This window comes from Actinosynnema sp. CA-299493, assembly GCF_050946825.1.
GTDB lineage: Bacteria > Actinomycetota > Actinomycetes > Mycobacteriales > Pseudonocardiaceae > Actinosynnema.
Map to the genome: position 1 here is coordinate 3,722,020 of NZ_CP191993.1, position 16,498 is coordinate 3,738,517.

At 70.5% G+C, this 16,498-nt stretch carries 16 protein-coding genes; 1 reads left to right on the plus strand and 15 read right to left on the minus strand.

Annotated features, from left to right (window positions below):
• Nucleotides 1–20: 20 nt before the first annotated feature.
• Nucleotides 21–1,223 carry an MFS transporter gene (locus tag ACQPYE_RS16690; protein WP_498722218.1) on the minus strand — a complete coding sequence of 401 codons (1,203 nt, stop codon included), beginning with the start codon at nt 1,221–1,223 and terminating at the stop codon, nt 21–23.
• A 25-nt stretch (nt 1,224–1,248) separates the two neighbouring features.
• A complete protein-coding gene (locus ACQPYE_RS16695; RefSeq protein ID WP_498722220.1) occupies nt 1,249–2,433 on the minus strand; it encodes an acyl-CoA dehydrogenase family protein in 1,185 nt (394 codons plus the stop codon).
• Between the two features lie 219 nt (nt 2,434–2,652).
• Here ACQPYE_RS16695 and ACQPYE_RS16700 point away from each other — a divergent pair, with 219 nt between their 5' ends.
• On the plus strand, nt 2,653–3,519 hold the full coding sequence (locus ACQPYE_RS16700) for an SRPBCC family protein (RefSeq protein ID WP_498722221.1): 867 nt from the start codon (nt 2,653–2,655) through the stop codon (nt 3,517–3,519).
• On the opposite strand, the gene ACQPYE_RS16705 is transcribed toward ACQPYE_RS16700, so the two are convergent.
• The 13 genes from ACQPYE_RS16705 to ACQPYE_RS16765 form a co-directional block, all read right to left on the minus strand.
• Nucleotides 3,516–4,172: a DsbA family oxidoreductase gene (locus ACQPYE_RS16705; RefSeq protein ID WP_498722222.1), complete on the minus strand. Its 657-nt coding sequence runs from the start codon at nt 4,170–4,172 to the stop codon at nt 3,516–3,518. The genes ACQPYE_RS16700 and ACQPYE_RS16705 overlap by 4 nt on opposite strands.
• Before the next feature lie 139 nt (nt 4,173–4,311).
• Nucleotides 4,312–4,503 carry an acyl-CoA carboxylase subunit epsilon gene (locus tag ACQPYE_RS16710; protein ID WP_498722224.1) on the minus strand — a complete coding sequence of 64 codons (192 nt, stop codon included), beginning with the start codon at nt 4,501–4,503 and terminating at the stop codon, nt 4,312–4,314.
• Nucleotides 4,504–4,513: 10 nt separating this feature from the next.
• A complete protein-coding gene (locus ACQPYE_RS16715) occupies nt 4,514–6,085 on the minus strand; it encodes an acyl-CoA carboxylase subunit beta (RefSeq protein ID WP_498722226.1) in 1,572 nt (523 codons plus the stop codon).
• 43 nt (nt 6,086–6,128) lie between these two features.
• Nucleotides 6,129–6,896 carry an SDR family NAD(P)-dependent oxidoreductase gene (locus ACQPYE_RS16720; RefSeq protein ID WP_498722228.1) on the minus strand — a complete coding sequence of 256 codons (768 nt, stop codon included), beginning with the start codon at nt 6,894–6,896 and terminating at the stop codon, nt 6,129–6,131.
• A 21-nt stretch (nt 6,897–6,917) separates the two neighbouring features.
• Complete coding sequence (locus ACQPYE_RS16725) at nt 6,918–8,063, minus strand: FAD-dependent monooxygenase (protein WP_498722230.1); 1,146 nt, start codon at nt 8,061–8,063, stop codon at nt 6,918–6,920.
• A 3-nt stretch (nt 8,064–8,066) separates the two neighbouring features.
• On the minus strand, nt 8,067–9,014 hold the full coding sequence (locus ACQPYE_RS16730; protein WP_498722231.1) for an aromatase/cyclase: 948 nt from the start codon (nt 9,012–9,014) through the stop codon (nt 8,067–8,069).
• Between the two features lie 29 nt (nt 9,015–9,043).
• Nucleotides 9,044–9,823 (minus strand): 3-oxoacyl-ACP reductase FabG, encoded by a 780-nt coding sequence (gene fabG, locus ACQPYE_RS16735; RefSeq protein WP_498722232.1) that lies wholly within the window; start codon nt 9,821–9,823, stop codon nt 9,044–9,046.
• Nucleotides 9,824–9,851: 28 nt separating this feature from the next.
• Complete coding sequence (locus ACQPYE_RS16740) at nt 9,852–10,118, minus strand: acyl carrier protein (RefSeq protein ID WP_498722233.1); 267 nt, start codon at nt 10,116–10,118, stop codon at nt 9,852–9,854.
• Nucleotides 10,119–10,141: 23 nt separating this feature from the next.
• Nucleotides 10,142–11,368, minus strand: coding sequence for a ketosynthase chain-length factor (locus tag ACQPYE_RS16745; RefSeq protein ID WP_498722234.1), 1,227 nt, complete (start codon nt 11,366–11,368; stop codon nt 10,142–10,144).
• Complete coding sequence (locus ACQPYE_RS16750; RefSeq protein ID WP_498722235.1) at nt 11,365–12,633, minus strand: beta-ketoacyl-[acyl-carrier-protein] synthase family protein; 1,269 nt, start codon at nt 12,631–12,633, stop codon at nt 11,365–11,367. The genes ACQPYE_RS16745 and ACQPYE_RS16750 overlap by 4 nt, the downstream gene beginning before the upstream one ends.
• Complete coding sequence (locus ACQPYE_RS16755) at nt 12,630–12,956, minus strand: TcmI family type II polyketide cyclase (protein ID WP_498722236.1); 327 nt, start codon at nt 12,954–12,956, stop codon at nt 12,630–12,632. Before ACQPYE_RS16755 ends, ACQPYE_RS16750 begins: the two co-directional genes overlap by 4 nt.
• Before the next feature lie 36 nt (nt 12,957–12,992).
• A complete protein-coding gene (locus ACQPYE_RS16760) occupies nt 12,993–14,456 on the minus strand; it encodes an FAD-dependent monooxygenase (protein WP_498722238.1) in 1,464 nt (487 codons plus the stop codon).
• Between the two features lie 3 nt (nt 14,457–14,459).
• Nucleotides 14,460–16,250: an acetyl/propionyl/methylcrotonyl-CoA carboxylase subunit alpha gene (locus tag ACQPYE_RS16765; protein ID WP_498722239.1), complete on the minus strand. Its 1,791-nt coding sequence runs from the start codon at nt 16,248–16,250 to the stop codon at nt 14,460–14,462.
• Between the last annotated feature and the right edge of the window lie 248 nt (nt 16,251–16,498).

Below are 16,498 nucleotides of genomic sequence, written 5' to 3' on the forward strand. Positions count from 1 at the left end.
TCCTTCCGTGGTTCGAGTGGTCACGGCGCGACTCGGCGGGCCCGGTCCGTGGACGCCACGACGACGCCCACGACGCCGAGGCAGGTGACCAGGACCAGTGCGGTCCGATGTCCACCGACGTCGAGCAGCACTCCGGCCAACGGCAGGAAGACGACGGTGCTGACCTGGACCGAGGTCTGCAACAGGCTCTTGGCGGCCGGGTGGTTGGCCGAGGTCTCACGTGCCGCTTGGACGTTGAGCGGGGCGAACGAGCACAGGTAGGCGATACCGATGGCGAGGGCCGGGAGCAGCACGCCGAGTCCCCAGCTGCCCGGATCGGGCCTCCACAGGTAGAGCGCGCAGGTCGCGGCGGCCACGGCCGCGCCGGTCGTGATCAGCCGCGCCGTGCCCCACCGTTCGACCATCGGCTTGGCGTACCACGCCGAGAGCATGAGCGTGGCGAACGCGGGCGTGCACACCAGCGCCGCGTGCAGCGACGACCAGCGGAGTCCGTCCTGGAGCTGGAAGTTGACCACTACCACGAAGCCGAGCGAGGCGCCGTTGAGCGTCGCGGCGCCCAGGCACGCCCTGAGCAGCGGCGCGGTGATCGTGAACCGCGGCTTCGGCGCCGGGGCGGCGGACGCGCCGTCGTTCGGCACCGTCGCCAACGCGGCGATCCCCAGCGCCAGCACCACGGGCAGCGGCACCAGCAGAGCCAACCGCCAGCTCGTCTCTGTGAGCGCGCCGGACACCAGCATGCCCCCCGCGGCCCCGGCAGAGCCCGCGAGCGAGTAGACGAAGGTCGTCCGGAGGGCGTCACCCCCTGCGGTGGACGCGGCGCTCAGGATCATCATCCCGGCGGGCGCGCTCAACGCCGCGCAGGCGCCCTTCACCAGTTCCGCCAGCACCAGGACCTCGACGTTCGGCGCCGCGCCGCCCACGACCAGTGCGAGCCCGAAGGTGAACACCGCACCCAGGTACGTCCGGCGCAGCCCGACCCGTTCGACAATCGACAGGCCCGGTGCGAGCAGCGCGGCGAAGCCGGTCGCGAACGCGGCGGGCACCAGCAGCGCCGTCGCGTGCGTCAGGTCGAACGCGGACCGGATCGTCGGCAGCGCGATGACGAGCAGCGAGACCTCGAGGGTGTCGACGAGCATCGTGCCCGACAGGGCGAACAGCAGGACCCGGCGCCCGGGGCGTCGGTGTCCGGCACCGCGCGTCGGCGGTGGAACCGGGACGTCCATGCGAACACCACCGTTCTCGAATCGGCTACACCAGCACCGCGGTCGGGGACTCTCCGCGGCCGAGGAACCGGCCGTAGTCCTCCAAGGCGATGTACGGGTTGAACCTGGCGTGCCTGCTGCCGACCTCCAGGTCCCGCCAGAGGCGCTGCAGCGGATTCGAGCGCGAGAACGCGGACGCGCCGCCGAGGTCGAGCAGTTTCGACATCGCCGCGCGTGACAGCGAGATCGCCGACGACATGTCCATCCGAACCCGCAGCCGACCTTCCAGCGGCATGGGCCGGTCGGTGGGCGCCGCGTCCAACTGGTCGGCGACGACCCGCATGTGGTGGTACGCCGAATCGATTTCGTGCTTGGCCTCGGCCAGCGACTGGCGGGCCGAGGGCGAGTCGGAGATGTTCGCGTACACCGTGTCGGTTATTGGTCGGCCGACGTCGAATGAATGGCGCACCAGGTCGAACGCGCCGTGCGCGGCGCCCACCAGGGCCGGCAGCTCGATCGCGACCGCACGGAGGAGGTGCTGCGGCAGCGGCAATCCCGTGAACGAGTTCTCCTCGGTGCTGAACTCCGACACCGTGCAGTGGGAATCCGGCACGAAGACGTCTTCGGCGACCACGGTGTGGCTACCCGTTCCGTTCATGCCCGCGGCGTTCCAGGTCCTCTCCACCTTGAGGTCGGACGCGGGCAGCAGCACCGAGACCAGCCGCTGCCCGTTCGACCCGGACACCGCCACCGCCCAGATCACGACCCAGTCGGCCACCTCGCAGCCGGAGGTGAACCGGCCGCTGCCGGTGATCCGGTAGCCACCGTCGATCCTCGTCGCCGAGGCCTGCGCGTTGCCGACCGAGCTGACGAAGACGTCCGGGTCGGCGCGCAGGATGCCCTGGCTCACGAGCGGGAACCTGCCCAGCGTGAGCTGCTTGGCCGTCGAGTTGATCCCCACCAGCCACGCGGTCGACGGGCAACTGCGGGCGAGTTCGACCGCGACGGCCATCTGGGCGCGGAGGTTCGCGCCGAACCCGCCGAGCTCCACGGGGACCTCCAGCCGGAACAGACCCGCGTTCCGCAGTGCCGTGATCACCTTCTCGGTAGGCCTCGTCAACTCCTCCGTCAGCGCTGCCTGCTCGCGCAGCAGGGGCACTATGTCCCGCGCGCTTTCCAGCTCGACCGGAATGATTTCCTGCTGCTCGTGCGGAACGTGTGAAAGTGACATTCGGACTCCTGGCGCATACTTTCGAGTCGACTCCGTCTGGCTCGAACCTAAGCAACGCCTGGACCTCACGGACTAGGCTGTGTGATGCGCGCCACAGTCAATTAGTGGTGTGTCCGCAATGCTCGATGGAATGCCTTGACCGCGTCACCGGCGGGATGGGAGGGTGCGCGAACGGCCATCGTCGATCGGTCGCCGCAAGATGATTAAGGAGTAGGTGTCATGGCGCACCCTGCTGTCCACGAAGCGAGCCGCGAGGTCGTGGTGACCATGCCCGCGCCAGTCGTCCACCGGCTCGTCACCGAAGTCGGTGAATGGCCGTTGGTATTCCGGTCGGTGATTCACGTGGAGCGCGACGGCGACCCGGACCGGTTCCGCTGCTGGCACGTGGTGAATGGTCGGGTGCGGAGCACGACGCTGCTCCGAGTGTCGGACGCGGACCGGTCGACGGTCGAGTTCCGGCACGGGTCGGGGTCGGTGGCGGAGGCGTGGTCCGTCGAACCTCTGACGGCCGGGACGTGCCGGATCAGGGTGACCGAAGGGTCGCCGGCCCGGCTCGCCGAACTGCGGGCGCACGTCGATGCGCCGGAGCGCGTCCGGTTCGCGTTCTCCGAGAGCATCCGGATCGACACCGCGTCGTGGGTCCCGTACGACTTCCTCGTGCGCGCCGACCGGTGGGCGCGGGCCCTCCCGCACGTGGAGTCCGCCCGGGTGCAACAGACCGATCAGCACGATGTGCAGGTACTGGAACTGGGTGCGCGGATGCCCGGTGATCACATCCTGGCCACCACGAGCCACCGGGTCTGCCTGCCGGATCGCGGACTCTTCGGCAAGGACGTGGTGCTACCCGCCCTGATGGTGTTGCACCTGGTGAACTGGACTTTTGTAGCTGACGGAGCTGGACTTCTGGTGACCGCCGGGCACACCGCGGAGCTGGAACCGGCGAACGTGGAGGCGGTACTCGGCGTGGGCGCAGGGGTGCCGGAGGCACGCGCGCACATCCAGGACGCGCTGGCCGCGCACGACCGGGTCACCCTGCGCCACGTCAAGGACCTCGCCGAGTCGGCGAGGCCGGGCCGGTCGGACTAGCGCCCGGCGGGCGTCCTCGCGAGTTCGTCCCCGATGATCGACTCCAGTTCCTCGACCGACAGTGCGCCGCTCACGACAGTTCCCTCGTTGAAGCGGAAGGCCGGGACGCCGTGGATCCCGGCCCGGTGCGCCGCGGTCTCGTCCCGGCGGACGACGTCGCCGAACTCACCGCTCTCCAGCACCGCCCTGACTTCGGCCTCGTCCAGCCCGCCTTGGCCGCCCAGCTTGCACAACGTGTCGTGGTCGGCGATGTCCATGGTGGTCGCCACGAACGCGTGCGACACCAGTTCTCGCACTTCCTTGCCCCGCCCCTTGGAATCGGCGAAGTGCAGCAACCGGTGCGCGTCGAACGAGTTCGCGGCCCGTGATTCCTCCATCCGGTAGACCAGTCCGACCTCGGCGGCGGAACGGGCGACGAACTGTAACGTCTGCAGCGCCCGCGGCAGCGGCATGCCCAGTGCCGCCTGCATGTACTCCGGCACCGAATACCGGCCCTGCTCGGGGCCGTCCGGATTGAGTTCGAAGCTGCGGTGCCGCACCGTGATGTCCGCCACTCCGTCGAATTTGCGGGCTGCCGCCTCGAACTTGCGCTTGCCGATCAGGCACCACGGGCAAACGACGTCCGACCAGATCTCAACCTGCATCTTGACCATTGCTCCAGGCTACCCTTTCCGTCTGGTGATGTGTTCCCTATTGCCACCGAACGGGTGAACAGCTCATCGATTTGGAATAACCTCCGAACCGACTGGCCGTTCACCCGCCCGGTCGTCATGCCGGCGTCGCGGACGGTGGTCAGACCGCTCGCCAGGTCGTCGGGTTGTCGAAACCGGCGACGCGTTCGAGGCGACGCCAGAGCGCGCGCGACCGGTGGTCGGTCCGGTCGTGCCGGGCGGTCGCGGCGGCAGCCGCCCGGGTGTGCAGGACCGCCATCAGCGCGGCCAGTTCCTCGGGGCGGGGCTCGCCCTTCTCCACGATGATCGTCATGGCGGTCCGTTCACTGGGGTGGGTTGCCGTGCTTGCGGCGCGGCAGGTCGGCGTGCTTGCGGTGCAGCATCGCGAAGGCGGAGACGAGCACCGCGCGGGTGTCCCTCGGGTCGATCACGTCGTCGATCAGTCCACGTTCGGCCGCGTAGTACGGGTGCACGAGCTCTTCCCGGTACTCGGCGATCTTCCGGGCGCGGGTGGCGTCGGGGTCGGCGGCCGACGTGATCTCCCGTCGGAAGATCACGTCGGCCGCCGCCTCGGCGCCCATCACCGCGATCTCGTTGGTCGGCCAGGCGAGCGCGACGTCCGCGCCGATCGACCGCGAGTCCATCACGATGTAGGCACCGCCGTACGCCTTGCGCAGCACCACCGAGACCCGCGGCACGGTCGCGTTGCAGTAGGCGTAGAGCAGCTTCGCACCGCGCCGGATGATGCCCTCGTGCTCCTGGTCGACGCCGGGCAGGAAGCCCGGCACGTCGACCAGCGTCAGCAGCGGGATGTTGAAGGCGTCGCAGAACTGGACGAACCGCGCGCCCTTCTCGCTGGCCTTGATGTCGAGCACCCCGGCGAACACCGAGGGCTGGTTGGCGACCACGCCCACCACGCGGCCGTCGATCCGGGCCAGCGCGCAGACGATGTTCGGCGCCCACGAGGCATGCACCTCCAGGTAGTCGCCGTCGTCGACGAGCTCGGCGATCACGTCGCCGACGTCGTACGCGCGGTTCCCGTCCAGAGGCACCAGCTCCAGCAGCCGGTCGCCACGCAGGTCGGCCAGGTCGTCGCCCGGCACGACGGGCGGCAGCTCGCGGTTGTTGGCGGGCAGCATCGACAGCAGCGCGCGGACATCGGTGAGGCAGTCCACCTCGTTGTCGTGGACGAAGTGCGCGAGGCCCGACACCCCGCTGTGCACGTCCGCGCCGCCGAGGTCTTCCATCGAGACCTCCTCACCGGTCACGGCGCGCACGACGTCCGGCCCGGTGATGAACGTCTGGGAGATGTCGCGCACCACGAAGACGAAGTCGGTGAGCGCGGGGGAGTAGGCGGCGCCACCCGCGCACGGTCCGAGCATCACGCTGATCTGCGGGATGACGCCGGAGGCCCGCGTGTTGCGCTGGAAGATCCCGCCGTAGCCCGCGAGCGCCGACACACCTTCCTGGATGCGCGCGCCCGCCCCGTCGTTGAGCGAGACGAGCGGCGCGCCCGCGGCGATCGCCATGTCCATCAGCTTGTGGATCTTCTGCGCGTGCGCCTCGCCGAGCGCCCCGCCGAAAATCCGGAAGTCGTGGGCGTAGACGAACACGGTCCGGCCCTTGACCTCGCCCCACCCGGTGACCACGCCATCGCTGTACGGCCGCTTCGCCTCCAGGCCGAAACCGGAGGCGCGATGCCGCCGCAGCGGTTCCACCTCGGTGAAGGTGCCCTTGTCCAGCAGCAGGTCGATCCGCTCGTGCGCGGTGAGCTTGCCTTTGGCGTGCTGCCGTTCGGTGGCCCGCACGTCGGGCCCCAGCCGTGCCGACGCCTTGAGCTCGTGCAGCGCGTCGACCTGGTCCAGGAAACTGCCCGGTTCGTTCACGGTTGTCATCGGCCTCCCGCCCTCTCCTCCCCCGCTCAGTGGAACCGACCGCTCAGCCCAGCATCGTCCCACCGCTGGCGTCGATGAACGCGCCGGTGATCCAGCGGGCCTCGTCGGTGGCCAGGAACGTGACGACGTCGGCGACCTCGCGCGCCGTGCCGACCCGCTTGAAAGCCGAGAACTGCGCCATCTGCTCGACGACCTCGGGGATGTCGAAGACGGGGCTGCCGTTGTCGGTGATGCCCAGCGCGACGGTGTTGATCGTGATGCCGCGCGGCGCCAGGTGGCGGGCCAAGTGCAGCGTCACCTGCTCCAGCGCGCCCTTGGTCATCGCGTACGCCACCTGGTCGGGCTGCGCGACGCGGGTCAGGCCGGAGGAGATGTTGATGACGCGACCGCCCTCGGGGAGCAGGCCGAGCGCCCGCTGCACGATGAAGAACGGCGCCTTGGCGTTGACCTTGTAGAGGTTGTCGAAGGCCTCGGGCGTGACGTCCTCTGGCGCCAGGCCGGCCGGGGTCTGCGCGCCCGCGTTGTTGATCAGGATGTCGAGCCTCGTCTCACCGGTCCGCTCCTTGAGGCCCTGTTCGAGGCCGAGGAACAGCTCGTGCACGTCGCCGGGGACCCCCAGCTCGGCGCGCACGAGGAACGCGCGGCCGCCGTCGTTCTCGATCAGTGATCGGGTCTCCTCGGCCGCGTCCTCGTTCGACGCGTAGTGCACGGCGACGAGCGCGCCCTCCTCGGCCAGCCGCAGCGCCGTCGCCCGGCCGATGCCGCGGCTCGACCCGGTGACGAGTGCCGTCTTGTTCGTGAGCCTGCCCATGGTGTCGCCTCTCCGCTTCCGTCAGGGTTGTGGTCGGCCGACGCCGCTGATCGCGCCGGCCAGGTGGGTACGGACCGCGTCGATCCGCATGAGTTCGGTGAAGGTCTCGCGGATCGGTTCGATCTCCGGCCCGCCGAGCAGCAGCAACGTTTGCGCCTGGATGTTGTTCAGGGTCCGGGCGCCGACGGGGTGGCGCCGGTCGTGGTAGAGGTCGAGTTCGTCGTCACCGCCGCCACGCAGCCGGGCGAGCAGCCGCTCGGCCAGCTCGGCGGCGTCTTGCAGGCCCAGGTTCACCGCCTGCCCGCCCACCGGCATCTGCCGGTGGGCGGCATCGCCCGCGAGCAGCACCCGACCCGAGCGGTACCGCCTCACCTGGCGCCGGGTGTTGTCGAACGCGTTGAGCCAGAGGGATTTCCCGGCCGAGATGTCTTCGCCGGTGACCTTCGCCCACGCGGTCACGATCTCGTCGAACGCCGGCTGGCGCGCCGACGGCCGGGCGCCGAAGAGGTGGACCATGACCCGGGTGCTGCCGTCGGGCCGGCGGAAGGCGGTGGCGAGCCCGTCGGGATGCCGTTCGAACCGCCGGTCGGGGATGGTGATGCCGTCGACGTCGGCCCGCAGCATCTCCAGCGTCGCGTCCTCGCCCGCGAAGTCGAACTTCGCCAATGCCCGTACGGTGCTCTGCTCGCCGTCGCACCCGGCGAGGTACGCGGCAGTGAGCACCTGCCGGTCCCCGTCCGGCCCGTGGGTCTGGACCGTGACGCCGTCGGCGTCCTGCGCCAGCCCGGTGACCCGTCGTCTCCTGCGCACCCGGGCACCGAGTTCGACTGCCCGTTCGGCCAGCACCGCTTCGAGCCTGGTCTGCGGGCACTTCCACTGTCCGGCGAACCGGTGTCGCGGGTCGGCCCGCGCCAGGTCGAGCGGGATGCCACCGAAGTGCCCGGGTCCGCCGTCGGGCAGCTCACCCAGCCTGCCCAGTATCCTCCGCTCGTGCAGGAGCTCCATCGTGCGGGAGTGCAACGTCGACGCCCTGGACTCCGTGGTCGGGTCCGCCAGCTGCTCCACCACGGTGACCCGGGCGCCACCCGCGCACAGGTCGCCGGCGAGCAGCAGCCCCACCGGTCCGGCGCCCACGACCACCACATCGGTGTCCGGTTCCGCGCCCACCGGTCAGCGCCGTGCTTCCGCGTACTGCTTGGCGTGTCCCAGAGTGGCCCGGCTGTTCGTGCCGAGCGCTTCGCGGATGAACGCCCGCGCCTCGTCGACACCGGCGTCCGGCCCGAGGACCTTGGCGATGTTGTCCGAGTTGATGGTCACCGTGTGCTGCGAGCTGGCCGTGGTGACGCCGTCGGCGTCCTCCTCGAACAGCCAGTGGCCGGTGTGCAGGCTCATCAGCGCGGGCAGGGTGGTCTGCTTGTAGACGATCCGGTGGTGTGGGATGCACACCCGGACCGACTCGGTGGTGTGCTTCGAGCCGTCCTTGGTGAGCGTGTCCATCCGGAGCACCTGCAGGCCCGGCGTGTCCTCGGTCAGCCGCACGTCGGCGACGTGCGGCAGGCGCTCGGTCCACCTGTCGGCCTCGTTGATGAAGTCGTAGAGGTCCTTGCCGGAACCGTTGACCTGAAGCGAGTCCACGAACGAGAAGGTGAGCTCCGACCGTGCGGTCAGTGCTTCGGTGGTCGCCTTCAACGACGCCAGCTCACTGCGGCTGTTGCGGTCGACCGCCTGGTCGATCCACTCCAGGGCGGCTTGGTCGTCGTCGACCGCCCGGTAGGTGTGGAGCAGCCGCAGCCGGGCGCCGCCGCCGTCGAGCCGCTCGGCGATCCAGGTGCCGCTCATCTGGGCCACCGGTGGCGCGGACACCTCCTGCCAGAACGTGATCCGCAGTGCCGCCGGATCCAGCTCTCGCCGCGAGGTCCAGTTCTTGGGCTCGCCGTTGGCTGTGGCCCAGATCCGGATCCGCTCCGTGTTCCCGTGCTGCTCCACGCGGTCCACGTAGATCGACGGCGGGAAGATGTGCGGCCAGTTCTCGACCTCGGCGATGAGGCGGAACACCTCCGCCGCGTCGGCGGCGACGGTGATCTCGTGCTCCACCTGGCGAATCGGGTACCCGGTCATGCTCGTCTCCCTTCCCTGGCTGTGGCGGATCAGAAGTTGCCGAGCCCGCCGCAGACGTTCAGCGCCTGCGCGGTGATCGATCCGGCCGGGTCTGAGGCCAGGTAGCCGACCAGGCCGGCCACCTCCTCGGGTGTGGAGTACCGGCCGAGCGGGATCTTGGCGGTGAACTTCTCCATGATCGCCTGCTCGGTGGTGCCGTACGCCGCCGCGTAACCCTGCCGGACCCGTTGCGCCATCGGCGTTTCCACGTAACCGGGGCAGACGGCGTTGACCGTGATGCCGGTCGGCGCGAGCTCGTTGCCCAAGGCCTTGGTGAAGCCGACGACCCCGTGCTTGGACGCCGAGTACGGCGCGCCGAGCACCACGCCCTGCTTGCCCGCGGTGGAGGCGATGTTGATGATCCGGCCGCGGTCCTTGCCGCGCATGCCGCCGGTGGTGAGCACCTCGCGGGTGACCAGGAAGACGCTGGTGAGGTTGGTGGCGATGACGTCGAGCCACAGGTCGTCCTCGATGTCGGCGGTCACGCCGCCGCCGCTGCGGCCCGCGTTGTTCACCAGCACGTCGATCGGCCCGTAGCGGTCCACGGCGGCCCGCACGACGCGGCGGATGTCGGCCTTCTCACGCACGTCGCCGGTCGTGCCGTCGACGTCGAGGCCCTCGTCCTGGAGGTTCTTGACGGTGCGCAGCAGCGCGTCCTCGCCGCGGGCGCACAGGAAGACCCGGTGACCCTGCTCGGCGAGCAACCGCGCGGTCGCCAGGCCGATGCCGCTCGTCGCGCCGGTGACCAGCGCGACCTTCGCGTCTGCCATGGTGCTCCTGCTCTCTGGAGTGGACGGCTCAGGCCGTCTGGTTGGTCAGCTGCGTGTTCACGAGGTCGATCAGCTCGCGCGGGGTCTTGGCGGAGGCCACGGAGTCCTCGTCGAGCGAGACGCCGCACTCGCGCTCGATCCGGCTGGTCGTCTCCAGCAGCGCGATCGAGTCATAGCCGAGGTCACCGAACTCGACATCGGCGATGTCGGCGTCGAGGTCCATCTCCTCGTCGGCGCCCGCACCCGCGCGGAGGGTGCGGCGGAGGTCGTCGAGGGTGAACGGGTTCGCGGTCATCACGGTCGTCCCTTCGTCGGTGTTCAGCGGGTCGCGGCCCGGACGACCATGGCGGAGTTGAAACCGCCCTGGCCGCGGGCGAGCACGAGCGCGCAGTCGAGTGCGGCGGGGCGGGGTTCGCCCGTCACGAGGTCGAGGTCGTAGCGGCTGGACAGCGAGGTGCCGATGGTCGGCGGGATCACGCCGTCGCGCATCGAGAGGAACGCGGCGGCCAGGTCGAGCGGCGCCGCACCGGAGTACAGGCGGCCGGTCGTGGTCTTCGGCGCGGTCACGGGCACCCCGTGCGGCCCGAAGACCGCGCCGAGCGCGTCGGCCTCGGCCCGGTCCAGCTCGGGGACGGCCGCGGCGTCGGCGAAGACCACGCCGATGTCGCCGGGGGACGCATCCGCGTCGGTCAGCGCCAGCTCGATCACCCGGCGCAGCCCTGATTCCCGCCCGCTGCCCGGTGGGGGGTCCATCGTGGACGCGTGCCCGGTGATCTCTCCGTACACGTGGGGTGCGCCGCGCTCCCGTGCGCGCACCTCGTCCTCCAGCACGAGCAGCGCGCCGCCCTCACCGGTGACGTAACCCGAGGCCCGGTCGTCGAACGGGAGGTAGGCGCGGTCCGGGTCGTCGCTGACGCTCATCCGGCCGCTGGTGAGCTGCGCGACCCAGCCCCACGTGCAGATCGACGCGTCGACGGCGCCGGAGACCATCAGCGGGGTGCCCCTGCGGATCTGCCTGCGGGCCTGCGCGACCGCGTCCAGCCCACCCGCCTGGTCGGTGACCACCACGCTGCTCGGGCCGCGCAGGCCGTTGCGGATGGAGATCTGCCCGCTGTTCACCGCGTAGAACCAGGCGAACGACTGGTAGGCGCTGACGTACTGGCCGCCTTGGCTCCAGAGGGCCTTCAGCTCGTTCTGGCCGAACTCGAACCCGCCGGAGTGACTGGCCGTGATGACGCCCGCGTCGTACCCCGACAGGTCTGCGGCCACGATCCCCGCGTCCGCGAACGCCCAGTCCGCACCGACCAGCGCCATCCTGGTCATCCGGTCGGTCTGCGGGAGCAGCCGGCCGGGCAGGTGGTCCTCGGCGACGAACCCGCGGATCTCGCCCGCCAACCGGGCCGGGTACCGCGCCGGGTCGAAGCGCGTGATCCGGCCGATCGCGTTGCGCCCGGCGAGCGTCGCGGACCAGTACTCCTCCAGCCCCAGCCCCGTCGGGGCCGTCACACCCAGACCGGTCACGACGGTCTTGCCCGACGTGTTCACCGGACGCTCCGATCCGGGTTCGCGAGCACGACCGCGCTCTGGAAGCCGCCGAATCCGCTGCCGACCGACAGCACCACGTCGGTGCGCCAGTCCCGCGCGGCGAGCGGCACGTAGTCCAGGTCGCACTCGGGGTCGGCGTGGTGCAGGTTGGCCGTCGGCGGCACGACGTCGTTGGCCATCGCCAGCACGGACGCCGCGATCTCGATGGACCCGATTGCGCCCAGCGAGTGCCCGACCATCGACTTGATGGAGCTGACCGGCACCCGATAGGCGTGCTCGCCGAGGCTGCGCTTGAACGCGGCCGTCTCGTGCCGGTCGTTCTGCTTGGTGCCCGATCCGTGCGCGTTGATGTAGTCGACATCCTCGGGGTTGAGCCGCGCCTCGTCGAGCGCGACCCGGATCGCCTCGGCCATCTCGACGCCGTCCGGGCGCAAGCCGGTCATGTGGAAGGCGTTGGACCGGCTGGCGTGCCCGGCGACCTCGGCGTACATCCGCGCGCCGCGACGGCGTGCGCTCGCCAGCTCCTCGAGCACGAAGAAAGCGGCACCCTCGCCGAGCACGAACCCGTTGCGGCTCGCGTCGAACGGCCGGGACGCGTGCTCCGGGTCGTCATTGCGCGGAGTGGTGGCCTTGATCGCGTCGAAGCAGGCGACCGTGATCGGGGAGATCGGCGCATCCGTGGCGCCTGCGACCATCACGTCCGCCGAGCCGTCCATGATCAGGTCCGCGGCGTAGCCGACGGCGTCCAACCCGGACGTGCAGCCGGTGGACACCGTTGTGCCCGGTCCCTCCGCGCCGACCGCCCACGCGACCTCGGTCGCGAACGAGCTGGGCACGAGGTAGTTGTAGAGATGCGGCACCGCGTAGGTGTGGTCGACGAGGTCGAGCGCGCCACCGTCGCTGACGATGCGGTATTCCTGGTCCAACCCCATGGTCGCGCCGACGGCGCTGCCGATGGTGACGCCGGTGCGTGCCGGGTCGAGCGCGTCGAACTGCAGCCCGCTGTCCGCGACCGCCTCCCACGCGGTCACCACGGCGAACTGCGCGGCCCGGTCCATCCGCCGCACCTGCTGCGGGGTCAACCCGGACAGCTCGGCGTCGAAGTCCACCTCGGCGGCCACGCGTGAGCGGAACGACGACGCGTCGAACGTGGAGATGGGTCGGGTGGCCGTGCGGCCGTCCGCCAGCAACTGCCAGAAGTTCTTCGCACCCACACCTCCCGGCGCGGTGACACCGACTCCGGTGATGACGACTCGACGGCTCACTTCGCGGTCCAATCGTAGAAGCGACGCGCCATCGCGTCGGCGGGCGAGCGCCAGGTCTCCGGGTCGTACGGGCTGATCAGCGGCTTGAGGTCATCGCTGATCCGGATGAACCGCGGATCGGTCTTGGCGTTCTCGATCAGGTCGTGGCCGTTGTCGCGATCGAAGTCCTGCAGGTGGAAGTACAGGCCGTGAAACTCGAAGAGCTGCCTGCGCCGGGTGCCCATCAGACCTGGCATCTCGGTGTTGTCGAAGGCGTGGAACAACGCGGCGACCTCCTCGGCCGAGCCGGTCGCCATCTTGGCCACGATCAGGGTGCTGTGCATGTGGTCGAGTTCCTCCGTGTTCCAGGCGAGCGGGTGTCAGGTGGCCGGCCCGAACCAGCGGTCCAGGGCCATCGGCAGGTCGTGGTGGCTGCCGGGTGCGGCCCAGGCGACGTGGCCGTCGGGCCGGATCAGCACCGCGGTGGTCCTCGCGAGCGGGTTGTCGGGCGCCTGCTCGTCCCGTGTCGCGGTCACGATGTCGACCCGGTCGTGCCACGGCTTCGCGCGGTGCCGAAGGACCGCGTTGCCTGCCAGGTCCAGCAGCACGCCGCGGCCCGCGCGCAGCAGCTCGGTGCTGCTCGTCGGGCGACCGTCGCGGGTCAGCCCGAGGTGCGGCATCCGCAGTCCCAGCAGGGGGTGCGTGCCGCCGCCGACGTCGTAGCGGATGTCCAGCCCGGTCACCTTGGCGGCCAGGTGGCGTTGCACCTCGGGGTGTCGGACGAGTTCGGACAGCACCTCGCGCAGCGGCTGGGCCTCCTCACCACCCAGGATCAAGGTGCCCTGTGCGCGGGTGTTGGTGAGCAGCGCGCGGCCGACCGCGTGCCGCTCGTCGTGGTAGCTGTCCAAGAGGGACAGTGGTGCGGCACCCTTGAGCACGGCGGCGAGTTTCCACCCCAGGTTGAAGGAGTCCTGGATGCTGGTGTTCATGCCCTGTCCGCCGGCGGGCAGGTGCACGTGCGCGGCGTCGCCCGCCAGCAGCACACGGCCGCGGCGGTACTCGGTGACCTGCCGGGCGGCGTCACCGAACGCGCTGACCCACACCGGTTCGGCGTGGTCGATGTCGATGCCGGTCAGCCGCTTCCACATGTCAGCGACTTCCTGGAACGCGGGCGGGCCGGAGCGCCGGCGGGGCGGCACGCCGCGTTCGCCGACGATCAGCCGGTGGATGTCGCCCGGCAGCTTGGCGCTCATGACCATGCCGCCGGGAACCTGCTTGCCGATCGCGCTCGGCTCCAGGTCGATCCCCCGCACGTCCGCGACGAACAACTCGGTCGTCGCCGCCGTTCCGGGGAAGTCGAAGCCCGCGGCCTTGCGCACGGCGCTGCGGCCGCCGTCGCACCCGACGACGTAGCGGGCGCGCAGCGGTTCGCCGGAACCCCGCACGTGGACGTGCACGCCGTCGCCGTCCTCGGTGAGCCCGACGAATTCCTGGTTGTGCCGCACTTCTACGCCCAGGTCGCGGACCCACGCGGCGAGCACGTCCTCCGTGACGGACTGCGGAACCGCCCGCGCTCCCTGCTTGGCGGTGCCCAGCACGCCGAGGTCCAGCGGCACGCCACCGAAGTGCCCCATCGGGCTGGTAACGATCTCGCCGAAGCGCGGCAGCAGGCCGCGTTGGTCGAACACCTCCATCGTGCGGATGGTGAAGCCGATGGCCCGCGATTCCCCCGTGCGCTCGGGGAGGCTGTCGATGACGACGACGTCGACACCCGCCAGCCGCAACTCCCCGGCCAGCATGAGTCCCGCCGGCCCTGCTCCTACTACGGCGACCGATGAATCCATGCGTCACTCCCGAACTGTCGACGGAGAGGGGTTCGCGAACTCTTCGATCCGGCAGACGGTCACGCCGGAGACCACGGTCGAACCGGGCGTCGCGACCAGGCCGCGTACAACTCCCGCGCGGTGCGCGGTGAGGGGCTGTTCCATCTTCATGGCCTCCACCACCAGCACCAGGTCGCCCTGGACGACGTACTGGCCCTCCTCGACCGCGACCCGGACGACCGTGCCCTGCATCGGTGACACGAGGTCACCGCCGGTCAGCACCGCCACCGAGGACCGTCGGGCGGGCCGTCGCGCCTTGCGGGCGGGCGCGACCGCGGACGCGGCACGACCGATGGCGGGCAGGGACACCTCCAGCCGCCGACCCTCGATCTCCACGACCAGCGTCTCGCGCAGGGCCGAGTCGGTATTGGGCGGTGAGTCGGCGGTGCCGTGCGGTGGGATGGTGTTGGCGAAACCCGTTTCGATCCACCGGGTGTGCACGTCGAAGGGCTGGTCGGGGTCCGCGGGAGCGAACGCCGGGTCGACGACGATGGCGCGGTGGAACGGCAGTGTCGTTGCCAGCCCGCCGACCCTGAACTCGCCGAGCGCGCGGGCGGCGCGCTGCAAGGCCTGCTGACGGGTCGCGCCGGTGACGATCAGCTTGGCGAGCATCGAGTCCCAAGCCTGGCCGATGACGGTGCCGGTCTCGACGCCCGAGTCGAGCCGTACGCCTGTCCCGGTGGGTGGCGCGAACTCCGTCACGGTGCCGGGTCCGGGCAGGAAGCCGCGGCCGGGGTCCTCGCCGTTGACGCGGAACTCGAAGGAGTGCCCGTGCGGCGCGGGGTCGGTGTAGCCGATCGGTTCACCGCGAGCGATGCGGAATTGCTCGCGCACGAGGTCGACGCCGGTCACCTCCTCGGTGACGGGGTGCTCGACCTGGAGCCGGGTGTTGACCTCCAGGAATGAGATCGTCCCGTCGTCCGCGACGAGGAACTCGCAGGTCCCGGCGCCGACATAGCCGGCGTGGGCGAGGATCGCCTTCGACGACCGGTACAGCTCGGCGTTCTGCTCGGCGGTCAGGAAGGGCGCGGGCGCCTCCTCCACCAGCTTCTGGTGCCTGCGCTGCAGCGAGCAGTCCCGCGTGGAGACCACGACCACGTTGCCGTGCCGATCAGCGAGGCACTGCGTCTCGACGTGCCGCGACCGGTCCAGGTAGCGCTCGACGAAGCACTCGCCGCGGCCGAACGCGGCCACCGCTTCCCGGACCGCCGACTCGTACATCTCCGGGATCTCCTGGTGCGACCGGGCCACCTTGAGGCCGCGGCCGCCGCCACCGAACGCGGCCTTGATCGCGATCGGCAGTCCGTGCTCCTCGGCGAACGCGACGACCTCGGCGACCTCGACGACCGGGTCGGGTGTGCCCGCCGCCAGCGGCGCTCCGGTGGCCACCGCGATGCGCCGTGCGGCGACCTTGTCGCCCAGCGCGCGGATGGCGTCCGGCGGTGGTCCGATCCAGATCAACCCGGCGTCGATGACCGCTTGCGCGAAGTCCGCGTTCTCGGACAGGAAGCCATAGCCGGGGTGCACCGCGTCCGCGTCGGCGGCCGCCGCGGCCCGAAGGACCTTCTCGGGGTCGAGGTAACTGGTGGCGGCGGTGTCGCCGCCCAGCGCGAACGCCTCGTCGGCCAAGCGGACGTGCAGCGCGTCGCGGTCCGGCTCCGCGTAGACGGCCACGCTTCGGATTTCCTCATCGCGGCACGCGCGGACCACTCGGACCGCTATCTCGCCACGATTGGCGATGAGCACCTTTCGCATTCTGAAGTACTCCTTCCCGGCCGGTTGACACCGATTGGACGAGTGCGTGGGCTCGTCTTGGCGAGTGAACGCGTGCCATGAGTGCAAATCGGCAGCTTGGATTGCCTGCCGGCGTGAACGACATTCGTGCCCCCGGTGCTCGCGTTCGACTCTGGCACGGCCCGCAAACCCGGTGGAAGCGCGCGAGGGCGAGACTGGGGGCAGTCCGCACGACTGTTCGACGGGGCGGACCCCGGGCGTGATCACCG